Origin of the sequence: Streptomyces sp. NPDC047706 (genome assembly GCF_043204795.1) — a bacterium.
Lineage (GTDB): Bacteria > Actinomycetota > Actinomycetes > Streptomycetales > Streptomycetaceae > Streptomyces.
The window spans coordinates 69,915-92,158 of sequence record NZ_JBIDCW010000004.1; the positions used below are offsets into that span (position 1 = coordinate 69,915).

At 72.0% G+C, this 22,244-nt stretch carries 19 protein-coding genes, 1 tRNA gene and 3 pseudogenes; 15 read left to right on the forward strand and 8 right to left on the reverse strand.

Annotated features, from left to right (window positions below):
- Positions 1-141: 141 nt before the first annotated feature.
- From ACGF8A_RS05800 to ACGF8A_RS05845, 10 genes and pseudogenes are all read left to right on the forward strand, one after another.
- Entirely contained in the window at positions 142-711 is a 570-nt protein-coding gene (locus ACGF8A_RS05800) for a YqgE/AlgH family protein (protein ID WP_393104618.1), read from the forward strand.
- Between the two features lie 51 nt (positions 712-762).
- The gene (locus tag ACGF8A_RS05805) at positions 763-1,056 is read left to right on the forward strand and encodes a DUF3039 domain-containing protein (protein WP_365454059.1); all 294 of its coding nucleotides are present in this window, start codon (positions 763-765) and stop codon (positions 1,054-1,056) included.
- 219 nt (positions 1,057-1,275) lie between these two features.
- Positions 1,276-1,761 (forward strand): annotated as a pseudogene (locus ACGF8A_RS05810) (extracellular solute-binding protein); the annotation flags it as partial.
- Between the two features lie 2 nt (positions 1,762-1,763).
- Positions 1,764-2,171: pseudogene (locus tag ACGF8A_RS05815) on the forward strand (carbohydrate ABC transporter permease); the annotation flags it as partial.
- 9 nt (positions 2,172-2,180) lie between these two features.
- A pseudogene (locus ACGF8A_RS05820) lies at positions 2,181-3,033 on the forward strand (carbohydrate ABC transporter permease).
- A 1-nt stretch (position 3,034) separates the two neighbouring features.
- Positions 3,035-4,666, forward strand: coding sequence for a beta-N-acetylhexosaminidase (locus ACGF8A_RS05825; protein ID WP_393104621.1), 1,632 nt, complete (start codon positions 3,035-3,037; stop codon positions 4,664-4,666).
- 272 nt (positions 4,667-4,938) lie between these two features.
- The gene (locus tag ACGF8A_RS05830; protein ID WP_393104623.1) at positions 4,939-5,832 is read left to right on the forward strand and encodes an FAD binding domain-containing protein; all 894 of its coding nucleotides are present in this window, start codon (positions 4,939-4,941) and stop codon (positions 5,830-5,832) included.
- Positions 5,829-7,445, forward strand: coding sequence for a 2Fe-2S iron-sulfur cluster-binding protein (locus ACGF8A_RS05835; protein ID WP_393104625.1), 1,617 nt, complete (start codon positions 5,829-5,831; stop codon positions 7,443-7,445). Before ACGF8A_RS05830 ends, ACGF8A_RS05835 begins: the two co-directional genes overlap by 4 nt.
- Complete coding sequence (locus ACGF8A_RS05840) at positions 7,442-9,751, forward strand: xanthine dehydrogenase family protein molybdopterin-binding subunit (RefSeq protein WP_393104627.1); 2,310 nt, start codon at positions 7,442-7,444, stop codon at positions 9,749-9,751. The genes ACGF8A_RS05835 and ACGF8A_RS05840 overlap by 4 nt, the downstream gene beginning before the upstream one ends.
- A 360-nt stretch (positions 9,752-10,111) precedes the next feature.
- Positions 10,112-11,290, forward strand: coding sequence for an SUKH-4 family immunity protein (locus tag ACGF8A_RS05845; protein WP_393104629.1), 1,179 nt, complete (start codon positions 10,112-10,114; stop codon positions 11,288-11,290).
- Between the two features lie 20 nt (positions 11,291-11,310).
- Here the strand turns inward: ACGF8A_RS05845 and ACGF8A_RS05850 are convergent.
- Positions 11,311-11,386 (reverse strand) — tRNA-Cys (locus tag ACGF8A_RS05850).
- A 180-nt stretch (positions 11,387-11,566) separates the two neighbouring features.
- Between ACGF8A_RS05850 and ACGF8A_RS05855 the strand changes: the two genes are divergently transcribed.
- The 5 genes from ACGF8A_RS05855 to ACGF8A_RS05875 all read left to right on the forward strand — a co-directional run bounded on the left by ACGF8A_RS05855 (position 11,567) and on the right by ACGF8A_RS05875 (position 17,034).
- The gene (locus ACGF8A_RS05855) at positions 11,567-13,018 is read left to right on the forward strand and encodes an MFS transporter (protein ID WP_393104631.1); all 1,452 of its coding nucleotides are present in this window, start codon (positions 11,567-11,569) and stop codon (positions 13,016-13,018) included.
- A 53-nt stretch (positions 13,019-13,071) separates the two neighbouring features.
- Positions 13,072-13,206 carry a hypothetical protein gene (locus ACGF8A_RS05860; protein ID WP_393104633.1) on the forward strand — a complete coding sequence of 45 codons (135 nt, stop codon included), beginning with the start codon at positions 13,072-13,074 and terminating at the stop codon, positions 13,204-13,206.
- A 177-nt stretch (positions 13,207-13,383) separates the two neighbouring features.
- Positions 13,384-15,168, forward strand: coding sequence for a DEAD/DEAH box helicase (locus ACGF8A_RS05865; RefSeq protein WP_393104635.1), 1,785 nt, complete (start codon positions 13,384-13,386; stop codon positions 15,166-15,168).
- Positions 15,169-15,541: 373 nt separating this feature from the next.
- Entirely contained in the window at positions 15,542-16,183 is a 642-nt protein-coding gene (locus tag ACGF8A_RS05870; RefSeq protein WP_393104637.1) for an IclR family transcriptional regulator, read from the forward strand.
- A 59-nt stretch (positions 16,184-16,242) separates the two neighbouring features.
- Positions 16,243-17,034, forward strand: coding sequence for a S16 family serine protease (locus ACGF8A_RS05875; protein WP_393104639.1), 792 nt, complete (start codon positions 16,243-16,245; stop codon positions 17,032-17,034).
- Positions 17,035-17,146: 112 nt separating this feature from the next.
- On the opposite strand, the gene ACGF8A_RS05880 is transcribed toward ACGF8A_RS05875, so the two are convergent.
- From ACGF8A_RS05880 to ACGF8A_RS05910, 7 genes are all read right to left on the reverse strand, one after another.
- The gene (locus ACGF8A_RS05880; protein WP_393104641.1) at positions 17,147-17,332 is read right to left on the reverse strand and encodes a hypothetical protein; all 186 of its coding nucleotides are present in this window, start codon (positions 17,330-17,332) and stop codon (positions 17,147-17,149) included.
- A complete protein-coding gene (locus ACGF8A_RS05885) occupies positions 17,329-17,919 on the reverse strand; it encodes an ArsR/SmtB family transcription factor (RefSeq protein WP_393104643.1) in 591 nt (196 codons plus the stop codon). Before ACGF8A_RS05885 ends, ACGF8A_RS05880 begins: the two co-directional genes overlap by 4 nt.
- A 69-nt stretch (positions 17,920-17,988) precedes the next feature.
- The gene (locus ACGF8A_RS05890; RefSeq protein ID WP_393104645.1) at positions 17,989-18,948 is read right to left on the reverse strand and encodes a glycine betaine ABC transporter substrate-binding protein; all 960 of its coding nucleotides are present in this window, start codon (positions 18,946-18,948) and stop codon (positions 17,989-17,991) included.
- On the reverse strand, positions 18,945-19,805 hold the full coding sequence (locus ACGF8A_RS05895; protein ID WP_393104647.1) for an ABC transporter permease: 861 nt from the start codon (positions 19,803-19,805) through the stop codon (positions 18,945-18,947). Before ACGF8A_RS05895 ends, ACGF8A_RS05890 begins: the two co-directional genes overlap by 4 nt.
- Complete coding sequence (locus ACGF8A_RS05900) at positions 19,802-21,040, reverse strand: betaine/proline/choline family ABC transporter ATP-binding protein (protein WP_393104649.1); 1,239 nt, start codon at positions 21,038-21,040, stop codon at positions 19,802-19,804. The genes ACGF8A_RS05895 and ACGF8A_RS05900 overlap by 4 nt, the downstream gene beginning before the upstream one ends.
- Positions 21,033-21,680 carry an ABC transporter permease gene (locus ACGF8A_RS05905; RefSeq protein ID WP_393104651.1) on the reverse strand — a complete coding sequence of 216 codons (648 nt, stop codon included), beginning with the start codon at positions 21,678-21,680 and terminating at the stop codon, positions 21,033-21,035. The genes ACGF8A_RS05900 and ACGF8A_RS05905 overlap by 8 nt, the downstream gene beginning before the upstream one ends.
- A gap of 58 nt (positions 21,681-21,738) precedes the next feature.
- Positions 21,739-22,209: an Lrp/AsnC family transcriptional regulator gene (locus ACGF8A_RS05910; RefSeq protein WP_393104653.1), complete on the reverse strand. Its 471-nt coding sequence runs from the start codon at positions 22,207-22,209 to the stop codon at positions 21,739-21,741.
- Between the last annotated feature and the right edge of the window lie 35 nt (positions 22,210-22,244).

Below are 22,244 nucleotides of genomic sequence, written 5' to 3' on the forward strand. Positions count from 1 at the left end.
GCGCTCCCGTCCGCCCTCCCCTCTCCCCCCACCACCCTCGGACGAGGCCTTACCAGGCCACACCTTTGCGTCACGGCCGTGTTCACTCCCCCCGCCGCATTGGCTCCCCACCTGAGGCGAAGATGCGGGATCATGTCTGGCATGACCGAGGTGTCCTCGCTCACAGGGCGGCTGCTCGTGGCCACCCCCGCCCTGGCGGACCCGAACTTCGACCGTGCGGTCGTGCTCCTTCTCGACCACGACGAGGAGGGCTCGCTGGGTGTCGTCCTCAACCGGCCGACCCCGGTGGACGTCGGCGACATCCTGGAGGGCTGGGCGGACCTGGCCGGGGAGCCCGGCGTCGTGTTCCAGGGCGGCCCGGTCTCGCTGGACTCCGCACTCGGCGTGGCGGTCATCCCCGGGGGCGCGTCCGGCGACGCCCCGCTCGGCTGGCGGCGGGTGCACGGCGCGATCGGCCTGGTCGACCTGGAGGCGCCGCCCGAGCTGCTGGCCTCCGCCCTCGGCTCGCTGAGGATCTTCGCCGGGTACGCGGGCTGGGGCCCCGGCCAGCTGGAGGACGAACTGGCCGAGGGCGCCTGGTACGTGGTGGAGTCCGAGCCCGGCGACGTCTATTCGCCGTTCCCCGAACGGCTGTGGCGCGAGGTGCTGCGCCGGCAGCGCAACGAGCTGGCGATGGTGGCCACGTACCCCGACGACCCCTCCCTCAACTGACCCACGCCCTTCGCGCAACCGTTGCCGGCGGGCTTCAGTACCCTTGGCCCTATGAGCACTCTCGAGCCCGAGCGCGGGACTGGTACGGGGACCCTCGTCGAGCCCACGCCGCAGACTTCCCACGGCGACGGTGACCACGAGCGCTTCGCCCACTACGTCCAGAAGGACAAGATCATGGCGAGCGCCCTCGACGGCACGCCCGTCGTGGCGCTGTGCGGCAAGGTCTGGGTGCCGGGTCGCGATCCGAAGAAGTACCCCGTGTGCCCCATGTGCAAGGAGATCTACGAGTCCATGGGCGCCGGCGGGGACGACAAGGGCAAGGGTGGCAAGGGCGGCGACAAGTGACCGCCTGATCGCTGTCCGTCCGGCTCGGGAGGCCCCCGGGGTGCGCTGCGGCGCGCCCCGGGGGCCTCTTCGTTCTGGCGCCCTTCATGTCACGAAGTGGTTGAGACCTCTTGTGGGCATGTCCATGTAGTTCATAGCCTCCGGCTTGTTGTTGTGCAGGGCGAAACCGCCATTGCGCATGTTGCAACGGCTTGGTGCGACACCCCGCGGAGGCACTCCATGAAGCTGTCCGTCCGACTGGCCGCCGTCGCGGCCGTCCTGGTCACCGCCGCCTGCGCCCCGCAGACATCCGGCGACTCCGGCTCCGGCAGGGACGAGCAGACCGGCACGCTGCGCGTCTGGGTGTTCCAGGAGGTCGACAACAAGCCGAAGGAGCAGGTCGTCCAGTTGGTGGTCGACGGCTTCGAGAAGGTGCACGAGGGCACCGAGGTCACCGTCGAGTACATCCCGGTCGAGACCCGCGCCCAGCGCATCAAGGCCGCCTTCAACGACCCCGGCAGCGCTCCCGACGTCATCGAGTACGGCAACACCGACACCGCCGGCTATGTGAAGGACGGCGGACTGGAGGACGTCACCGAGGACTTCACCTCCTGGAGCGAGGCCAAGGACACCGCCCCGACCGCCAGGCAGTCGGTGACGGTGGACGGCAGGATCTACGGTGCCCCCTACTTCGTGGGCGTGCGCGCCCTGTACTACCGGACCGACGCGCCTTCTTGCTCGTCCTGCTCGAAGTGGTCCGGTGCTCCTTCCCGTTCGTGATGGTCACGGTGTACGCGGGTATCCGCGCCGTGCCGGTGGAGGTGCTGGAGGCCGCCGCGCTCGACGGCGCCTCGCAGTGGCGGATGCGGCGTTCGGTGCTGGCGCCGATGCTCCGCCCGATCCTGGTGGTCGTCACCATCCAGTCGGTCATCTGGGACTTCAAGGTCTTCACCCAGATCTACGTCATGACGAACGGCGGCGGCATCGCGGGACAGAACCTCGTCCTGAACGTCTACGCCTACCAGCAGGCGTTCGCGTCCTCGCAGTACGGCCTCGGCTCGGCGATCGGCGTCGTGATGCTGCTGATCCTGCTCGCGGTGACGCTCGGGTATCTGCGGTTGCTGCGCAGGCAGGGGGGAGGAGCTGTGAATCTTCTGAGCGGCATGGTGCGCAGGCCGTGGCGGACCGCTGCCGAGGCGGCGGCGCTGCTGATCGCCGCGCTGGTCGCCTTCCCCCTCTACTGGCTACTGGATGGTGCTCAGCGCCTTCAAACCGGCCGGGGAGATCGAGTCGGTGAACCCTCGGCCATGGACCCTCACCCCGTCCCTGGATTCCTTCCGGAGGGTCTTCGGGCAGCAGGAATTCGGCCGGTACTTCGTCAACAGCCTCGTCGTCGCGTGCACCGTCGTGATCGTCTCGGCGCTGATCGAGTTTCTCGCGGCAACGGCCGTGACACGATTCCGGTTCCGCTTCCGGACCACCCTGCTGATCATGTTCCTGGTGGCCCAGACGGTGCCCGTGGAGGCACTGGCGATCCCCTTGTTCTTCCTGATGCGGGACTTCGGTCAGCTGAACACGCTGGGCGCGCTGATCCTGCCGCACATCGCCTTCTCCCTGCCCTTCGCGATCTGGATGCTGCGAGGGTTCGTGAAAGCGGTGCCCGAGGCGCTGGAGGAGGCGGCGTACATCGACGGGACGAGCCGGGCGCGATTCCTGTGGCAGATCCTTTTCCCGCTGGTCTTCCCGGGGCTGGTGGCCACGAGCGTGTTTTCCTTCATCTCGGCCTGGAACGACTTCCTGTTCGCCAAGTCCTACATCATCAGCGACACGTCGCAGTCCACGCTGCCGATGGCGCTGCTGGTCTTCTACAAGCCGGAGGAACCGGACTGGGGCGGCGTGATGGCGGCGTCCACGGTGATGACGATTCCGGAGCTGGTGTTCTTCGTGTCGGTGCAGCGCCGGCTCGTGTCGGGGCTGGGTGGAGCGGTGAAGGACTGAGATGAGCGAACTGATTCCGGCGCCGCGCGCCGTCGAGGGCCCCCACCGGTGCGGGGTCCTGCTGGAGGAGGACTCCACCCTGTGGGCGGCACCGGGCACCGAGACGACCGAGCGCTGGCTGCGGGCCACGCTCGGCGCGGCCCTGGGGCTGCCGCTGCGCCCCGGCCCGCGCGACGCCCGGGGCGTGCGTCTGCTGGTCGACGCCTCGCTGGGGCCGGAGGCGTACCGGCTGAGCGTCGCCGCCGGCCAGGGCGTGGAGATCCGTGGTGGTGACCCGGCAGGCGTCTTCTGGGGCGCGCAGACGCTGCGTCAGCTGCTGGGCCCGGAGGCCTTCCGGCGCGCGCCCGTCCGGCCGGACCTGACCCTCGGCGTCCCGCACCAGATCATCGAGGACTCACCCCGATTCCGCTGGCGCGGCCTCATGCTCGATGTGGCCCGGCACTTCATGCCCAAGGACGGTGTGCTGCGCTATCTGGATCTGATGGCCGCGCACAAACTCAACGTCTTCCACTTCCATCTGACGGACGACCAGGGCTGGCGCCTGGAGATCGAGCGGCACCCGAGGCTGACCGAGGTGGGCGCCTGGCGGTCCCGCACCAAATTCGGCCACCGGGCCTCGCCGTTGTGGGAGGAGAAGCCGCACGGTGGCTACTACACCCAGGACGACATCCGGGAGATCGTCGCCTACGCCGCCGAGCGGCATATCACCGTCGTCCCGGAAATCGACGTACCGGGGCACTCACAGGCCGCCGTCGCCGCGTATCCGGAACTCGGCAACACCGACGTGCTCGCATCCATGGCAGGGGGCACCGGCCTCTCCGTCTGGGACGACTGGGGGGTCTCCGCGAACGTACTCGCCCCCACCGACAACACCCTGCGCTTCTACGAAGGCGTGTTCGAGGAAGTCCTCGAGCTGTTTCCCTCGGAGTTCATTCACGTCGGCGGCGACGAATGCCCGAAGGACCAGTGGCGGCAGTCGCCCTCGGCGCAGGCGCGGATCCGGGAACTGGGACTGGCCGGTGAGGACGAGCTGCAGTCGTGGTTCATCGGGCACTTCGACACCTGGCTCTCCGCGCGCGGGCGCCGCCTCATCGGCTGGGACGAGATCCTGGAGGGCGGGCTCGCCGCCGGGGCGGCGGTGTCGTCGTGGCGCGGATACGCGGGCGGCATCGCCGCCGCCCGGGCCGGTCACGACGTCGTGATGTGCCCCGAGCAGCAGGTCTACCTCGACCACCGCCAGGCCGGCGGCGCGGACGAACCCGTACCGATCGGCTATGTGCGCACCCTGGAGGACGTCTACCGTTTCGAGCCGGTCCCCCCGCAGCTCACCGAGGACGAGGCCCGGCATGTCCTGGGCACCCAGGCCAACGTGTGGACCGAGGTGACGGAGGACCAGGCCCGGGTGGACTACCAGGCCTTTCCGAGGCTCGCCGCCTTCGCCGAGGTCGCCTGGAGCGAGCTGCCGGCCCCGGCGCAACGGGACTTCGCGGGCTTCGAACGCCGGATGGCCGCCCACTACCGGCGACTTGACGCCCTGGGCGTCGGCTACCGCCCACCCACCGGGCCACGGCCCTGGCAGCGGCGCCCCGGGATACTGGGCCGCCCGATCGAGGGGGCGCCGCCGAACAGGTAGGCCCCCCGGCGCGAAAGCGGCAGGCCTCGAACAGGCGGGCAAAAAAGCGGACAAGGGTCACCGAAGAGTGGCAATTCCTACCGACCGCGGATGCGCGTCGATGTGCGTACAAATCGGGCCATCTCCCCGATGAGGTGGGCGAATGCCTCCTAGCGGACCCCCGTCCTCGGGTCCTGCGAAGATGTGCCAGAGTTGCCACGTCCGCCCTGTCGGCACGTACCGTACGGCCACACAGGCGGGACCAGGTGGGGCAGCGGGAAGGGGCAGCCGGTTTGACCACGCACGCACCGCAGGCGGCGCAGTCCGTCACGCTGCCCGCAACGCTGGACGAGGCCGTGGCGGCGCTCACCGCCATGCCCGCCGCCGTGCCCGTGGCCGGCGGCACCGATCTGATGACCGCCGTCAACTCCGGCCAGCTCAGGCCCGCCGCGCTGGTCGGCCTCGGCCGGATCAGCGAGATCCGCGGCTGGCAGTACCAGGACGGTCACGCCCTGCTCGGCGCCGGCCTCACGCACGCGCGTATGGGCCGTCCCGACTTCGCCGCCCTGATCCCGGCGCTCGCCGCCGCCGCGCGCGCCGCGGGCCCGCCGCACATCCGCAACGCCGGAACCCTGGGCGGCAACATCGCCACCGCCGCCCCCACCGGCGACGCGCTCCCCGTGCTGGCCGCCCTGGAGGCGACACTGGTCGTCGCCGGCCAGGGCGGAGCCCGCCGGGAGCTCCCGGTGTCGCATCTGCTGGCGGGCGTGGAGATGCTCCGCGCCGGTGAACTCATCGGGTACGTGCGCGTGCCGCTGCTGCACGCCCCGCAGGTCTTCCTCAAGGCGACCGGCCGCACCGGCCCCGGGCGGGCGGTCGCCTCCGTGGCGCTGGTCCTCGACCCGGCCCGGCGCGGGGTGCGGTGCGCGGTGGGCGCCATAGCGCCGATGCCGCTGCGGCCCCTGGAGGCCGAGCAGTGGGTCGCGCAGCTCATCGACTGGGACAACAGCCGCGCGATCGTCCCCGAGGCGCTCACCGCCTTCGGCGAGTACGTCGCCGCGGCCTGCATCCCCGACGCGCCACCGGCCGAGGACGGCTCGGTGCCGCAGCTTCCGCCTGCCGTACTGCACCTGCGGCGCACCGTCGCCGCGCTGGCCCGACGAGCACTGGGGAGGGCGCTGTCGTGACCGACGACCAGCACGGAGAGGGCACGCCCCAGGGCGGTGGACGCTGGGACCCGCTGCCCCAGGGCGACTACGACGACGGCGCCACCGCCTTCGTGAAACTCCCCGAGGGCGGCATCGACGCGCTCCTGGCCGCCGCCGACAGCCCGCTCGCCGCGCCCGGCCACGGCTATGTGCCGCCGCCGATAACGGTCACGCCCGCCACCGGTACCGACCCCGCGGCCACCGGCGCCTGGGACGTGCCCTCCGGGAGTGCGCAGTGGCCCGACCCGAACGGGGTGCCCCGGGGCGGCGGACAGGACCGCTTCTCGTACGACTCCGGGGCGACCGGGCAGTGGACCTTCGAGGAGAACGCCCGGCCGGAGGCCGCTCACCCGGACGCCGGCGACCCGGGCGCCGGGCACCCCGGCCACGCCCAGACCGGGCCGCCGCAGGCCGCCCCCGCGCCCGGTCACGACGTGACCGGGCAGTGGTCGATCCCCGTCGCGAACGGTGATCTTCCGGACGAGTCGGGCGAGTTCACGACATCGGCCCTGGTCGAGCAGTGGGGCGGCACACCCCCGGCCACGCTCCCCGGCGGCGCGGCGGCGCCCTGGGCCACCGGTCCGGCCGGAGAGCACTGGGAACACCCCGACGAGCAGCGGTTCCACGCCGGCGACCACGCGGAGCGCCCGGCGGACGGTGCTCCCGAGGGCGGTGAGGGGACCGGAGGCGGTTACGGGGCGCCCGGGGCCCAGGAGGCCGTGGAGGCGGCCGGGAGGGCCGCCGAGGCGCGCAAGGCCGCCCCGGGCACCCCCGGCTCCACAGACGCCCCTGAGGGCCCGCCCAAGGGGCCTGGGAGCCCTGCCGAAGGGCCCGCGCCGGCCGAGGACGCGGACGCCGGGCCGGAGCGCACCGAGGAGCAGGCCCCCGGCACCGCCGGCGGCGAGCCGGACGGCGCGGCCGGACCGTCCGCCGCGTCCTCGCACGACGACCACCCCCTCGCCTCCTTCGTGCTGCGCGTCAACGGCGCCGACCGCCCCGTCACCGACGCGTGGATCGGCGAGTCGCTGCTCTACGTGCTGCGTGAGCGGCTCGGCCTCGCGGGCGCCAAGGACGGCTGCTCCCAGGGCGAGTGCGGGGCCTGCAACGTCCAGGTCGACGGGCGGCTCGTCGCCTCCTGCCTGGTGCCCGCGGTCACCGCGGCCGGCAGCGAGGTACGCACCGTGGAGGGCCTGGCCGACGACGGGCAGCCCTCGGACGTGCAGCGGGCGCTCGCCAAGTGCGGTGCGGTGCAATGCGGTTTCTGCGTGCCCGGCATGGCGATGACGGTGCACGACCTGCTGGAGGGCAACCCGGCGCCGACCGAGCTGGAGACCCGCCAGGCGCTGTGCGGGAACCTGTGCCGCTGCTCGGGCTACCGGGCCGTGCTCGAGGCCGTCAAGGACGTCGTCGCCGAACGCGAGGCGCACGCCGCGGCCGAGGTGCCCGAACCCGGCGCCGACCAGCCGCGCATCCCGCACCAGGCGGGCCCCGGGGCCGGCGGCGTCAACCCCTCGGCGTTCGAGTCCCCCGGGACACCGCCCGGACCGCATGACCAGCCGTACGGACAGGGCCAGGACGGAGGCCAGGCGTGAGCAACGAAGCCGCCACCGCGACCACCACCGCCGAGGCCGTTCCCGCACCGGAACCGCTCCCGCACGGCCTCGGCGCCTCACTGGCCGCCGCCGACTCCCGCGCCAAGACCGAGGGCACGTTCCCGTACGCCGCCGACCTGTGGGCCGAGGGCCTGCTCTGGGCGGCCGTGCTGCGCTCACCGCACCCGCACGCGCGCATCGTGTCCGTCGACACCACCCACGCGCGCGAGATGCCCGGCGTACGGGCCGTCGTCACCCACGAGGACGTCCCGGGCTCCCCGTTGCACGGACGGGGCAAGGCCGACCGCCCGGTGTTCGCCTCCGAGGTCGTACGCCACCACGGAGAGCCCATCGCCGCCGTCGCGGCCGACCACCCGGACACCGCGCGGATGGCGGCCGCCGCCGTCATCGTCGAGTACGAGGTGCTCGACCCGGTGACCGATCCCGAGCAGGCCTTCGAGGCCGAGCCGCTGCACCCGGACGGCAACCTGATCCGGCACATCCCGCTGCTGCACGGCGACGCCGAGGCGCAGGGCGAGGTCGTCGTCGAGGGCCTGTACCGCATCGGCCGCCAGGACCCGGCCCCCATCGGCGCCGAGGCCGGCCTCGCCGTGCCGCGTCCCGACGGCGGCGTCGAGCTGTACCTGGCGTCCACGGACCCGCACGCCGACCGCGACCGGGCCGCCGCCTGCTTCGGACTGGAACCCGAACGCGTCAGGGTCGTCGTCACCGGCGTGCCCGGTGCCACCGCCGACCGTGAGGACCCCGGCTTCCAGCTCCCGCTGGGCCTGCTGGCGCTGAAGACCGGCTGCCCGGTGAAGCTCGCGGCGACGCGCGAGGAGTCCTTCCTGGGCCACACGCACCGCCACCCCACGCTGCTGCGCTACCGCCACCACGCGGACGCCGAGGGCAAGCTGGTCAAGGTCGAGGCGCAGATCCTGCTCGACGCGGGCGCGTACGCCGACACCTCGGCGGAGGCACTGGCCGCGGCGGTGGCCTTCGCCTGCGGCCCCTACGTCGTCCCGAACGCCTTCATAGAGGGCTGGGCCGTCCGCACCAACAACCCGCCCTCCGGCCATGTGCGCGGCGAGGGCGCGATGCAGGTGTGCGCCGCCTACGAGGCGCAGATGGACAAGCTGGCCAAGAAGCTCGGTCTCGAACCGGCCGAACTGCGCCTGCGCAACGTCATGGCGACAGGGGACGTGCTGCCCACCGGCCAGACGGTGACGTGCCCGGCGCCGGTCGCGGAACTCCTCCAGGCGGTACGGGACTTCCCGCTCCCCAAGCTCCCCAAGGACACGCCCGCCGACGAGTGGCTGCTGCCCGGCGGCCCCGAGGGCGCGGGCGAACCGGGCGCGGTGCGCCGGGGCGTCGGCTACGGCATCGGCATGGTGCACATGCTCGGCGCGGAGGGCGCCGACGAGGTCTCCACGGCGACCGTCAAGGTCCAGGACGGCGTGGCGACCGTGCTCTGCGCGGCCGTCGAGACCGGGCAGGGCTTCGCCACGCTGGCCCGGCAGATCGTCCAGGAGACGCTCGGCGTCGACGAGGTGCACGTGGCGCCCGTCGACACCGACCAGCCGCCCGCCGGCCCGGGCTGCCGCGGCCGGCACACCTGGGTGTCCGGCGGCGCCGTGGAACGCGCGGCGAAGATGGTCCGCACGCAACTGCTCCAGCCGCTGGCGCACAAGTTCGGCATGTCCACCGAGCTGCTCCAGATCACCGACGGCAAGATCACCTCGTACGACGGAGTGCTGTCGACGACCGTCACCGAGGCGCTGGACGGCAAGGAGCTGTGGGCGACCGCGCAGTGCCGGCCCCACCCCACCGAGCCGCTGGACGCGAGCGGGCAGGGCGACGCCTTCGTGGGGCTCGCGTTCTGCGCCGTGCGCGCCGTGGTGGACGTCGACATCGAGATCGGCTCGGTACGGGTGGTGGAGCTGGCCGTCGCGCAGGACGTCGGCCGGGTGCTGAACCCGGCGCAGCTGGCGGCACGGATCGAGGCCGGCGTCACGCAGGGCGTCGGCATCGCCCTCACGGAGAACCTGCGCACGCCGCGTGGCGTGATACGGCACCCCGACCTCACCGGGTACGCCCTGCCGACGGCACTGGACGCGCCCGACATCCGGATCGTCAAGCTGGTCGAGGAGCGGGACGTGGTCGCGCCGTTCGGCGCGAAGGCGGTCAGCGCGGCGCCGGTGGTGGCGTCGCCGGCGGCGATCGCCTCGGCGGTGCGGGCGGCCACGGGCCGTCCGGTGAACCGCTTGCCCATCCGGCCGCAGGCGGCGGTGGTGACGGGGCAGTGAGCGGGGCTCTCGTGGTGCGGCTGACGAGCCGGCGGCCGGAGGTTCGTGGGGCGCCGGCGGGGGCGTGAGCTCGCCGGTCCGGCCGCAGGAGGCGGTGGTGACGGGGCGGTGACTCCGGGGGCGCCGGGGTCCGGTCGCTGCCCGCCGGCGCTCCGGCGGGCGCGGGACGGCGGCCTTCTCGGAGCGCTCCGCCCATGGACGACGGCGCCCGGGGCGTCGTTCGACAGGTGTCGTTCGCTCCGTGTTTTCGCAGGCCGGAGCGATTGTCAGTGGTGGCGCGTAGTGTTCTGGGCAGTGGGGACGGCCGCGCGGGGCACGGACGGCGGACGTACCCCGTGGACAACCATGCGCGGGGGAACCATGAGCACGATCGACGCCGCTGCCGCGGTGATCACCCTGACCGAGGACCAACTCGGCCCGCACGTCACACACGCGCCGACGCGCAGCTGGCTGACGGGCCCCGGACTGCCGGGCGACAGCGCCCTGCTGACGTTCGACGCCCTGCGCAGGGACGGCTTGCGAACGGTGGCGGACTCGACGGCGGACCCCGGCCGCCTGAGCGCCCGGCTGCGTGAACAGCTCGTGATAGGCGGCCTCCTGGCGCCCGAAGGCCTGGAGTCGGAGTCCGTGCTGCTCGACGGCGCGACCGGCGAGATCTCGACGACGTACTTCTTCCACGACCGCCCCGGGCTCATGGACAGCCGCCCGCTGGCGCCGTCGCTGCGGACGCTGGTGCGGTTCGCCGCGGCCACGGAGGAACTGGCGGATGTGCGGGGCCGGTTCGCCTCCTACGCCGGCCGCTTCGGACCGAAGGCGGTGGCGGAGGCGGCCCGGCAGCTGCTGGCGGTGTTCGAGGAGGGGACGGGGCCGGACGCCGCGATGCCGCCGTACTGGCGGATGGCGGCGCTGATCCGCCCGCTCGCCCTGATGGCCGGCCCCGGCACGGAGTCCGGCCTCGCCCTGGACCTGCCCCCGCGCCTGCTCGACCAGGAGTTCGGCCCGGGCCGGATCGCCCGCTTCGAGGAGGTGGACTTCCCCATGACCCTCACCCACGAGCCCACCCGCCGCTTCCTCCGTGAGACCGGCCTGCCCGAGGACGGCTTCCTCTTCTACCTGGACTCGGACGTCCCGCTGCCGACCCTCAGGGAGTACTGCACCGACGAGCGCCCCGGCGACTTCCCCACCGAGCGGCTCCCCGGCCGCGCGGACCACCTGATACGCCTCGGCCATCTCATCGAGGACAACAGCCTGGTCGTCGACGGAGCCACGGGCGAGGTCCTGAACTGGAGCGAGCCCGATGCGAGGCTGTACCCCCTCAACACGGACATGTCCACCCTGGCCTTCACCCTGTGGCTGCTGCACCGCGAGAAGGCGATCGACGCGGCGACGGACCACGAGCTGACGACGGAGACGTACGACCAGCTGGCCGCGACGATGATCGACGTCCTGCGCAGGGTCGACCCGACGGGCTCGGCCGACCGCTCCGGCCGGCACTACTGGACGGAGCTGTTCCAGGACGAGGCGGGCGGGGTGCTGTAGCCGGCCCACCGATGGGTGACTGGAGGCCGTGGCGGGATTCGAACCCGCGTACCTCGCTTTGCAGGCGAGTCCCTGGGACCACTCGGGCACACGGCCGTGTGCTGAGGACGTGCCTCGACGGTAGGCCCGGGGCGGGCGGCGCTCAAGGAAGGGCGGGGCGGTGCAACAGGACTGCCATGTGCCGTTCACGAACGGCGGGGTCTACGACCAAGGGCTGAGGCGATCACCGTCTCCCGACAGGGGTCACATCCCGTTGTGCACCTTACGCTGGCAGGCATGGCTGCCCTGAACCCCCGCGACACCGAGGTCGCAGACGCCCCCGTGCTTCCGCCGGAACCCGACGGCGAGGGCGTGCTCGGCCGGTCGTACCGGGCGCTGAGCGTGGGCATCGTCTCGGTGGTGCTGCTCATCGCCTTCGAGGCGACGGCCGTGGGCACGGCGATGCCGGTGGCGGCGCGCGAACTGGACGGGGTGTCGCTGTACGCGTTCGCCTTCTCCGGGTACTTCACGACGAGCCTGTTCGCCATGGTGCTCGCGGGGCAGTGGTCGGACCGGCGGGGCCCTCTCGGCCCGCTCACGGCCGGCATCGGCGCCTTCGCCGCGGGGCTGGTGCTGTCCGGGACGGCGGGGGCGATGTGGCTGTTCATCCTCGGGCGGGCGGTGCAGGGGCTCGGCGGCGGGATGGTGATCGTGGCCCTGTACGTCGTGGTCGGGCGTGTCTACCCGGAGCGGATGCGGCCGGCGATCATGGCGGCGTTCGCGGCGAGCTGGGTGGTGCCGTCGGTGGTCGGGCCGCTCGTGGCGGGCGCGGTGACCGAACAGCTGGGCTGGCGCTGGGTGTTCCTCGGGACACCGGTGCTGGTCCTGCTCCCGCTGGCGCTCGCGCTCCCGCAGATACGGACGCGGGCCTCCGGAGCGGTGCGGGGCGGGGACGGGGCGGCACAGGGTTCCTTCGCCGGCCGGCGCATCCGCCTCGCCCTCGGCATCTCCTTCGGCGCCGGCCTGCTCCAGTACGCGGCCCAGGACCTGCGCTGGCTGTCGCTGCTGCCCGGCGTGGCAGGCGCCGCGCTGCTGATCCCGGCAGTGCGGGGGCTCCTCCCGCGCGGCACCTACCGGGCGGCGCGCGGGCTGCCCTCGGTCGTCCTGCTGCGCGGCGTCGCCGCGGGGGCGTTCATCGCCGCGGAGTCCTTCGTGCCGCTGATGCTGGTCACGCAGCGGGGCCTCTCCCCGACGTTGGCCGGATTCTCCCTCGCGGCGGGCGGGGCGACCTGGGCGCTGGGTTCGTGGCTGCAGTCGCGGCCCCGCCTGGAGCCGTACCGGGAAGGCCTCATGACGCTGGGCATGCTGCTGGTCGCGGCGGCCATCGCCACCGCCCCGAGCGTCCTGCTCGACTCCGTTCCGGTGTGGATCGTCGCCGTCGCCTGGGGCTTCGGCTGCCTCGGCATGGGCCTGGTGATCTCCTCCACCAGCGTCCTGCTGCTGAAGCTCTCCGCCCCCGACCAGGCCGGCACCAACTCCGCGGCCCTCCAGATCTCCGACGGCCTCTCCAACATCCTCCTCCTGGCCGCCGGCGGCGCGGCCTTCGCGGCCCTCGGGGGCGGCGCGGTGACGCACACGGCGGCCACGGCCACGGCCTCCCACCCGGCGGCGTTCGCCGCGGTGTTCCTGCCGATGGCGGCGGTGGCGCTGGTGGGGGCGTGGGTGACGACCCGGGTGCGGGAGCGGTGAGCGAGCCGTGACGCGCTCGCCCCGGGCGGAGCGCGCCGCGTAGCCTCCCACCCGTGCGCGAGCTCGCCCTTCCACTCCCGGACGACCTCCGGCGGGCCCTCGAAGACCTGGCCGACGCAGTGGTCGATGTGGCGTCCGGTGCCGAGGGGGACGTGGGGCGGATCGCGGGGCGGCTGAGGGAGCTGTGACGTCGGTCCCACCCGTGGGTGAGGCGGGGGAGTTCGCTGCGGGAGCGGAGGGGGCCGCCGGTAGGGTGGCCCGGTTGTCATACCCAGACCGGCCGTTCGACCCCCACGGAGACCGTGACTACCGCCCACCCGTCGCCCGCCACCACCCATAACGGAGGGCCCCACGGGCCCACGCCCATGACCGCTTCCTCCTCCCATCACCTCTCGCCCGCCTTTCCCGGCCGTGCCCCCTGGGGTACCGCCGGCAAGCTGCGTGCCTGGCAGCAGGGCGCGATGGAGAAGTACATCCAGGAGCAGCCGCGTGACTTCCTGGCGGTGGCCACGCCCGGCGCCGGCAAGACGACCTTCGCGCTGACGCTGGCGTCCTGGCTGCTGCACCACCATGTCGTGCAGCAGGTGACCGTGGTCGCGCCCACCGAGCATCTGAAGAAGCAGTGGGCGGAGGCGGCGGCGCGGATAGGGATCAAGCTCGATCCCGAGTACAGCGCGGGGCCGCTCGGCAAGGAGTACCACGGCGTCGCGGTGACGTACGCGGGTGTGGGTGTGCGGCCGATGCTGCACCGCAACCGAGTCGAGCAGCGCAAGACCCTCGTGATCCTCGACGAGATCCACCACGCCGGTGACTCCAAGTCCTGGGGCGAGGCCTGTCTCGAGGCCTTCGAACCGGCGACCCGGCGGCTGGCCCTGACGGGTACGCCGTTCCGGTCCGACACCAACCCCATCCCCTTCGTGGCGTACGAGGAGGGGGCCGACGGGATCCGGCGGTCCGCCGCCGACTACACCTACGGATACGGCTCCGCACTCGCGGACAACGTCGTGCGGCCCGTCATCTTCCTCTCCTACAGCGGCAACATGCGCTGGCGGACCAAGGCCGGGGACGAGATCGAGGCGCGGCTCGGCGAGCCGATGACCAAGGACGCGATCAGCCAGGCCTGGCGTACCGCGCTCGATCCGCGCGGCGAGTGGATGCCGGCCGTGCTGCGCGCCGCCGACCAGCGGCTGACCGAGGTGCGCAGGGCGATCCCGGACGCCGGCGCCCTCGTCATCGCCTCCGACCAGGACTCGGCACGGGCGTACGCCAAGCTCATCCGGGACATCACCGGCGACAAGGCGACCCTGGTGCTGTCCGACGACGCCGGCGCGTCCGGCCGGATCGACGAGTTCAGCCACAACACCGACCGCTGGATGGTCGCGGTGCGGATGGTCTCCGAGGGCGTCGACGTACCGCGGCTGGCGGTCGGGGTGTACGCGACCACCATCTCGACGCCGCTGTTCTTCGCGCAGGCCGTCGGCCGGTTCGTGCGGTCGCGGCGGCGTGGCGAGACCGCGTCCGTGTTCCTGCCGACCGTGCCCGACCTGCTGTCGTTCGCAGGCGAGATGGAACGCGAGCGCGACCACGTGCTCGACAAGCCGAAGAAGGACGGCGAGGAGGACCCGTACGCCGAGGAGGACAAGCTCCTTGCGGAGGCGGAGCAGCAGAAGGACGAGGACACCGGGGAGCAGGACATGCTCCCCTTCGAGGCCCTCGAATCCGACGCCGTCTTCGACCGGGTCATGTACAACGGCGCCGAGTTCGGGATGCAGGCCCACCCGGGGAGCGAGGAGGAGCAGGACTACCTCGGCATTCCGGGGCTGCTCGAACCCGACCAGGTGCAACTCCTGCTCCAGAAGCGGCAGGCGCGGCAGATCGCGCACAGCCGCCGGAAGCCGGACGCCGAGGCCGACCTGCTGGAAATGCCCGCCGAGCGGCGGCCCGTGGTCAGCCACAAGGAACTGATGGAGCTGCGGCGGCAGCTCAACACCATGGTGGGGGCGTACGTCCACCAGAGCGGCAAGCCGCACGGCGTCGTCCACACCGAACTGCGCCGGGTGTGCGGGGGGCCGCCGAGCGCGGAGGCGACGGCGGGGCAACTGCGCCAGCGGATCGCCAAGGTGCAGGAGTGGGCCACGCGGATGCGCTGACGCCGGCGCCGTGTGTCCGGCCGGGGTGCACCCTCGCGTCCGGCCGCGGGTCGCCCGTGGTCGCCCGCGCGGTTCCCCGCGCCCGTCGAGGCGCCGCGCGCCGTATGTATCAGGGCAAACCGGAGTACCCCACCCCGGTCCCTGACCGGATTCTGGACGGAGGCTTCCGCTGAGCGAACCGGCTCGCTACTGTCCCGCTACGCACACGCCCCGTGGCAGCGCCGCCGCGGAGCGCAGCCGTGAAGCGACTGGGCCCGGACCACCGGCCGGGCCGTCAGCCGATCGGCAGCCTCTGAAGCGCGTCGCTGACGGGACTCGGCGACGCATCCGCCACGACAAGGCTGCCGACCTCACCACTGAAGGAGTGGGCGTCGTGACCGCGGAGACCTCTCAGACGCTCGACCGGGGACTGCGCGTCCTCAAGTTGCTGGCCGACACGGACCACGGGCTGACCGTCACGGAGCTGTCCACCAAGCTGGGCGTCAACCGCACCGTCGTGTACCGCCTCCTGGCCACGCTGGAGCAGCACGCGCTGGTGCGCCGCGATCTGGGCGGGCGCGCCCGGGTCGGGCTGGGTGTGCTGGGTCTCGGACGACAGGTGCATCCGCTGGTACGGGAGGCCGCGCTGCCGGCGTTGCGGTCGCTGGCCGAGGACATCGGGGCGACGGCGCACCTGACGCTGGTGGACGGGGCGGAGGCGCTGGCCGTCGCGGTGGTCGAGCCGACCTGGACGGACTATCACGTGGCCTACCGGGCGGGCTTCCGCCACCCCCTGGACCGGGGCGCCGCGGGCAAGGCGATCCTGGCCGCCCGTCAGCGCCCGCACAGCGACCCCGGCTACACCCTCACCCAGGGCGAACTGGAGGCAGGCGCCTGCGGCGCCGCCGCCCCCCTGGTGGGTGTGACCGGCGTGGAGGGCAGCGTGGGCGTGGTGATGCTCGCGGACGCGGTCCCGGAACGGGTCGGCCCGAGGGTGGTGGACGCGGCCAGGGAGGTGGCGGAGGCGCTGCGCTGACGAGCGAGGTGATCCGGACCCGCGATGTTTCGAACACCCCCGCGCGTTAGATTGACCTCGTGCTCTCTCGTCTCACGCGTCCCCAGGCCCTCGCCGTCTGCGCACTGCCCGTCGCCGGTCTGATCGCCGCCGCCGTGCTCGCGCCGTTGCCGTTCTCGGTGGCGCAGCCGGGCATGACGGCGAATGTGCTCGGCGAGGACCAGGGCACGCCGGTGATCACGATCTCCGGCGCTCCCACCCGGGAGACCAGCGGGCAGCTGCGGATGACGACGATCGAGGCCACCAGCCCGGACACCCGGGTCGGTCTCGGCGCCGTGATCGACGGCTGGTGGCGCTCCGACCAGGCGGTCATGCCCCGGGACGCGGTCTACCCGAGCGGCGACACCGTCAAGGAGATCGAACAGCACAACGAGGCCCAGATGCGCGAGTCCCAGAACGCGGCGACCGAGGCCGCGCTCACCTACCTCGGCGTCCAGGACAAGGACATCAAGGTCGAACTGGAACTCGCCGACGTGGGCGGCCCGAGCGCCGGACTCCTGTTCTCCCTCGGCATCATCGACAAGCTGGAGGGCGACGGCAGCGGCGGTGACCTCACCGGTGGCCGTACCGTCGCCGGCACGGGCACCATCGAGGCCGACGGCACGGTGGGCGCGGTCGGCGGCGTCGCCCTGAAGACCCAGGCCGCCCGCCGCGACGGCGCCACCGTGTTCCTCGTCCCGAGCGCCGAGTGCGCCGACGCCAAGTCCGAACTCCCCAAGGGCCTGCGCCTGATCCCGGTCAAGACCCTGAAGGGCGCGGTCCAGTCGCTGACCGCTCTGGAGAAGGGGACGGGCCGGGTCCCCAGCTGTTAGCGCCTGCCCCTGGTGCCGCGGCAGGCAACGATCGCCCGTTGAGGAGCGGCGTCCGGTGCGGCGAGAGTGCGTGCCGGGCGTCGCGAGGGGGCGAACGCTGCCTGTTGCGGCACTAGCCCGCGAGCGCCGGCCTCGGTGGGGTCGCGAGCCGCAGCCCCACTTCCACGAGGGTCCAGCCGAGCCGCGTGCGCAGTTCGCCCCGGCGCCTGACCTGCGAGGCGAGGCGGTGGGCGTCGGCCCGTGCGCGGAGGTCGGCGGAGCGTGCGTGCAGGGCGAGATGGGTGGCGGGGTGTGTCATCGGGACCTCTCCGTCTCCGTGCCGATGGGGAAGGTGTGTGTGTGGACGCGGACCCGCTCCGCTCCGGGCGCGTCCTCCTCGTCCCGGTAGTCCTCGAGCAACTCGTGCATCCTGCCGATGAGTTCCCTGGCCCGGTCGGGGGTCAGGCGGAGCGTCCAGTCACTCATGTCGGTGGCCTGCGCCCAGGCGGGCTGCCAGTCCTCCCGTGTGCCCACCCAGGTGGCCAGCTCGCGGGCGTGCGTGGACGCGATCTCGTGCAGGAAGGTGTCGGCGGCGCCACGGGTGGCCGGGTCCGCGCCGGCGAGCAGGCCGGAGTCGAAGCTGATGCCCGCGTCGGCCGCCCGCCACCACCGCTCCCGGCCCTTGCCGTGTTCCGGCGCGTCCTCGACGAATCCGTGCGCGGCGAGCTGCCGCAGGTGGTAGCTGGTGGCACCGCTGGACTCGCCGAGCCGTTCGGCGAGCAGTGAGGCGGTGGCCGGCCCGTCCTGCCGCAGGGCGCGGAGCAACTGCATGCGAAGGGGGTGGGCGAGGCCTCGCAGGGAGCGGGCGTCGAGGCTGCGGATCTGGCGATCCCGGGGCTCGGTCATGCGTACAAAGCTATGCTTGCAAAGCCTTCTTTGCAAGAGGTTCTTTGTAAGTGATTCCTGTACGCGTGGTCAGCCCTCCTTCACGAACCCCTCCTGCACCAGCCAGTCCAGCGCGACCTGATGCGGATCCTCCCCGTCCACGTCGACCTTCGCGTTGAGGCTCTGGGCCACGGAGTTGTTCAGCTTCTTCGTGATCGGGTCGAGGATGTCCGCGATCGCCGGCCACTCCTCGAGGGTGTTCGTGTTGATCACGGGGGCGGCGTTGTAGTTGGGGAAGAACTTCTTGTCGTCCTCCATCACCACCAGGTTCATCGACTTGATGCGGCCGTCGGTGGTGAAGACCTCCCCGTAGGTGCACCCCCCCTTCGCCGTCTGGGTGTAGATGATGCCGGTGTCCATCTGGGTGACCCGGGACGGCGGGATGTTCATGCCGTACGCCTTCTGCATGCCCGGCAGCCCGTCCGCGCGGTTGGCGAACTCGCCCTCCACGCACAGCGTCACGGCCGCCGGGTCGGACTTCGACAGCGCGGCCACGTCCGAGAGGGTCTTCGTGCCGTACTTCTTGGCGTTGGCCTGGTTCATCGCCAGGGCGTAGGTGTTGTTCAGGGTCGACGGCTCCAGCCAGGTCAGGCCGTTCTCCCGGTCCGCGTCGCGCACCGCCTTCCACTGCTGCCGCGGGTCGGCGATGGGCTTGCTGTTGCCCATGTACGTGATCCAGGCCGTGCCCGTGTACTCGAACACGGCGTCCGCCTCACCGCTCTTGACCGCCTCGCGCGACCCCACCGAGCCCTGGATGCCGGTCCGGTCCAGGACCTCCGCGCCCGCCGCCTCGAAGGCGATCCCCATGATCGCGCCCAGGATCAGCTGCTCGGTGAACTCCTTCGAGGTGACCGTCAGGTCGGCGCCCTTCAGCGGCTCGCCCTGCCCGATCGACCCGGGCCGCACGTCGTCGACCATCGGGGAGCCGCTGGTCAGCCCGCAGCCCGAGGCCAGCACCACTGCCATGGTGAGATACAGCAACCGCCTCATGTGCTCACCTCCAGTCCTCGTGGCCGCAGCAGCAGTTCCGCCAGCGAGGCCAGCCAGTCCACCAGCAGGGCGAGGGTGACGGTGAGGATGGATCCCAGGATCAGCACGGGCATCCGCTGACTGGTGATGCCGGTGGTAATCAGCGTACCCAGGCCGCCTCCGCCCCCGAAGGTCGCGAGCGTCGCCGTACCGACGTTCAGGACCAGCGCCGTGCGGACGCCCGCCAGGATCAGCGGGACCGCCAGCGGCAGCTCCACCCTGGCCAGCACTCCCGCCGGTGACATGCCGATGCCCCGGGCCGCCTCCAGCAGTGCGGGGTCGTTCGCCTTGAGGCCGGAGATCGTGTTCGACAGCACGGGCAGGATGGCGTAGACGATGATGCCGATCAGGGCCGCCCTGCGGCCGATGCCCAGCCAGATCACCAGCAGCGCGAGCAGGCCGATCGCCGGGGTCGCCTGGCCCATGTTGGCGAAGGCCATCGCCACCGGGGTGACCTTCCGGAACGTCTTGCGGGTGAGCAGGATGCCCAGCGGGATCGCGATGATCAGCACGAAGAACGTGGAGATCGCGGTCAGCTGGATGTGCTGCCACAGCGCCTGCGACACCTGGCCGCCGGACAGCGCGTTCTCGGAGATCGTGTCCAGGTCGGCCTGCCGGAACCACAGCCAGGTCGCCAGCAGGACGACCACGATGAAGGACGGCAGGAAGGTCAGCTTCTGCCAGGTGAGGCGGGGGGCCGTCCGGCTCGGCGGGGGAGGCGGCTCCTGGTCGCCGGGCACCTCGCCCTCGTCCCGGAAGACATGCCCTTTGACGTCGTGCTCGCCGGGGGGACGGTTCTGCTCCGAAGAGGTGGTCACGCCTTGGGCTCCCCTCCGTGACCCTCCTGTTCCGCGTGCGTCTGGCCGGCCCGCGTCTCCTCCAGGTCGTGCTGGTGCTCCAGGGCGTCCAGCCGGTCGGCCTCCAGCAACTCGTGCACGGAGTTCATCAGCGTCTCCATGTCGACGACGCCCGTGTACTCGCCGCGCCGCCCGGTCACCGCGACCCGCCCGGTGTTGTCCGTCAGGACGGCCTCCAGCGCGTCCCGCAGGGTCGCGTCCCGGGTCACCGTGTCGTGGACCAGGGTTCCGGCCCGCGCCAGCGAGCCCTTGGCCCGCATCAGATCGCCCCGCCTGAGCCACTTGTAGGGGCGGCCCCGCTTGTCCAGCAGCAGGATCTCGTTCGTACCGCTGGAGCGGAGCCGGTTGAAGATGCTCTGCAGCGGGTCGTCCACGGTCACCGTCGGGTAGTCGGTGATCTCCACGTCCCGGACGCGGGTGAGGTTCAGCCGCTTCAGCGCCGCCCCGGCGCCCACGAACCCGGAGACGAAGTCGTCCGCCGGGTTGGTGAGGATCGCCTCCGGTGTGTCGAACTGCGCGATGTGCGAACGCTCCCGCAGGACCGCGATCCGGTCGCCCAGCTTGATCGCCTCGTCGAAGTCGTGCGTGACGAACACGATCGTCTTGTGCAGTTCGCGCTGGAGCCGGATCAGCTCGTCCTGGAGGTGGTCCCGGGTGATCGGGTCCACCGCTCCGAACGGCTCGTCCATCAGCAGCACGGGCGGATCCGCGGCGAGCGCCCGCGCCACGCCCACCCGCTGCTGCTGCCCGCCGGACAGCTGGCGCGGGTAGCGGCCGTGGAACTCGCCCGGATCGAGCCCGACGAGATCGAGCATCTCCTCGACCCGGTCACGGATGCGAGCCTTCGGCCAGCCGATCATCCCCGGCACGAGGGCGATGTTCTGGGCGACCGTCATGTGCGGGAAGAGGCCGGACGCCTGGATCGCATAGCCGACCTTGCGGCGCAGCTTGACCGGATCGATGTGGGTCACGTCCTCACCGTTGATCCGGATGCGGCCCCCCGACGGCTCGATCAACCTGTTGATCATCTTGAGCGTCGTCGACTTACCGCACCCGGACGGGCCGACGAAGATGACGGTCTCGCCCGCCTTGATCTCCATGCTGACGTTGTCCACGGCCGGCTGCGGATTGCCGGGGTACCGCTTGGTGAGGTTCTCCAGCTCGATGGTCGCCCCGTGGGACGCGGACTCAGACACGGATCCCCCTCGAAATGGTCAGCCGCCCGATCAGTACGTACGCGGCGTCGAACAGCAGGGCCAGGACGATGATCCCGACGGTCCCCGCGAGCACCTGGTTCAGCGCGTTGCTGCTGCCCAGGGAGGCGAGCCCTCGGAAGATCAGGTTGCCCAGGCCGGGACCGGAGGCGTACGCGGCGATGGCCGCGATGCCCATCAGCATCTGCGTGGAGACCCGGATGCCGGTCAGGATCGGCGGCCAGGCGAGCGGCAGCTCGACCCGCGTCAGCCGCCTGGTCCGGGACATCCCGATGCCGGTGGCCGCGTCCACCAGCGCCGGGTCGACGCCCCGCAGCCCCACGATCGAGTTACGCACGATCGGCAGCAGCCCGTAGAGCGTCAGGGTGATCACGGTCGGCGGCACACCGAGTCCCACCAGGGGGATCAGCAGACCGATCATGGCCAGCGACGGAATGGTGAGGATGGTCGAGGTGGAGAGGGTCGCCAGGTTCCCGGCCCATTCGGAGCGGTAGGTGACCACGCCGATGAGCACGCCGATCGCCGTCGCCAACACCATGCACTGGAAGACGACGCTGGCGTGCTGGTAGGCGTCGGTGAGGATCTGCTGATGGCGGTTGCCGAGATACTCCCAGAAATTCACACACCATCACCCCGCAGCTAGGTCACTCCCGGCGGTCGCCTTCCCGTTGATCGTTCGTTCACTCATGAAGTGCCGCCTGCTCCACCAGCGGGATGATCCGCAGCGGAACGGGGTTCTCCATCACGATCGCCGTGGCGGCCCGCACGATCCCATCAAAACCGACGACCCGGTCGATCACCCGCTGGAGATCGGCGTTCGAGCGGGCCACCAGCCGGCACAGCATGTCCCCGCTGCCGGTCGTGGTGTGCAGCTCCAGCACCTCCGGCACGGTCGCCAAGTGCGCCCGTACGTCGGGGCCTTGTCCCTGCCGGATCTGGAGGGTGGCGAAGGCGGTGACCGGATAGCCGAGCGCCGCGGGGTCCACCTGCGGACCGAATCCGCGGATGACGCCATTCGACTGAAGCCGCTCCAGCCGGGCCTGCACGGTGCCCCGCGCGACCCCGAGCCTGCGGGACATCTCCAGCACGCCGATCCGTGGCTCCCGCGCGAGCAGCACGATGATCCGCCCGTCCAGCTGATCGATCGCCATGGCCGCCTCCCGACATGGTCATCCTGTACAGAGCG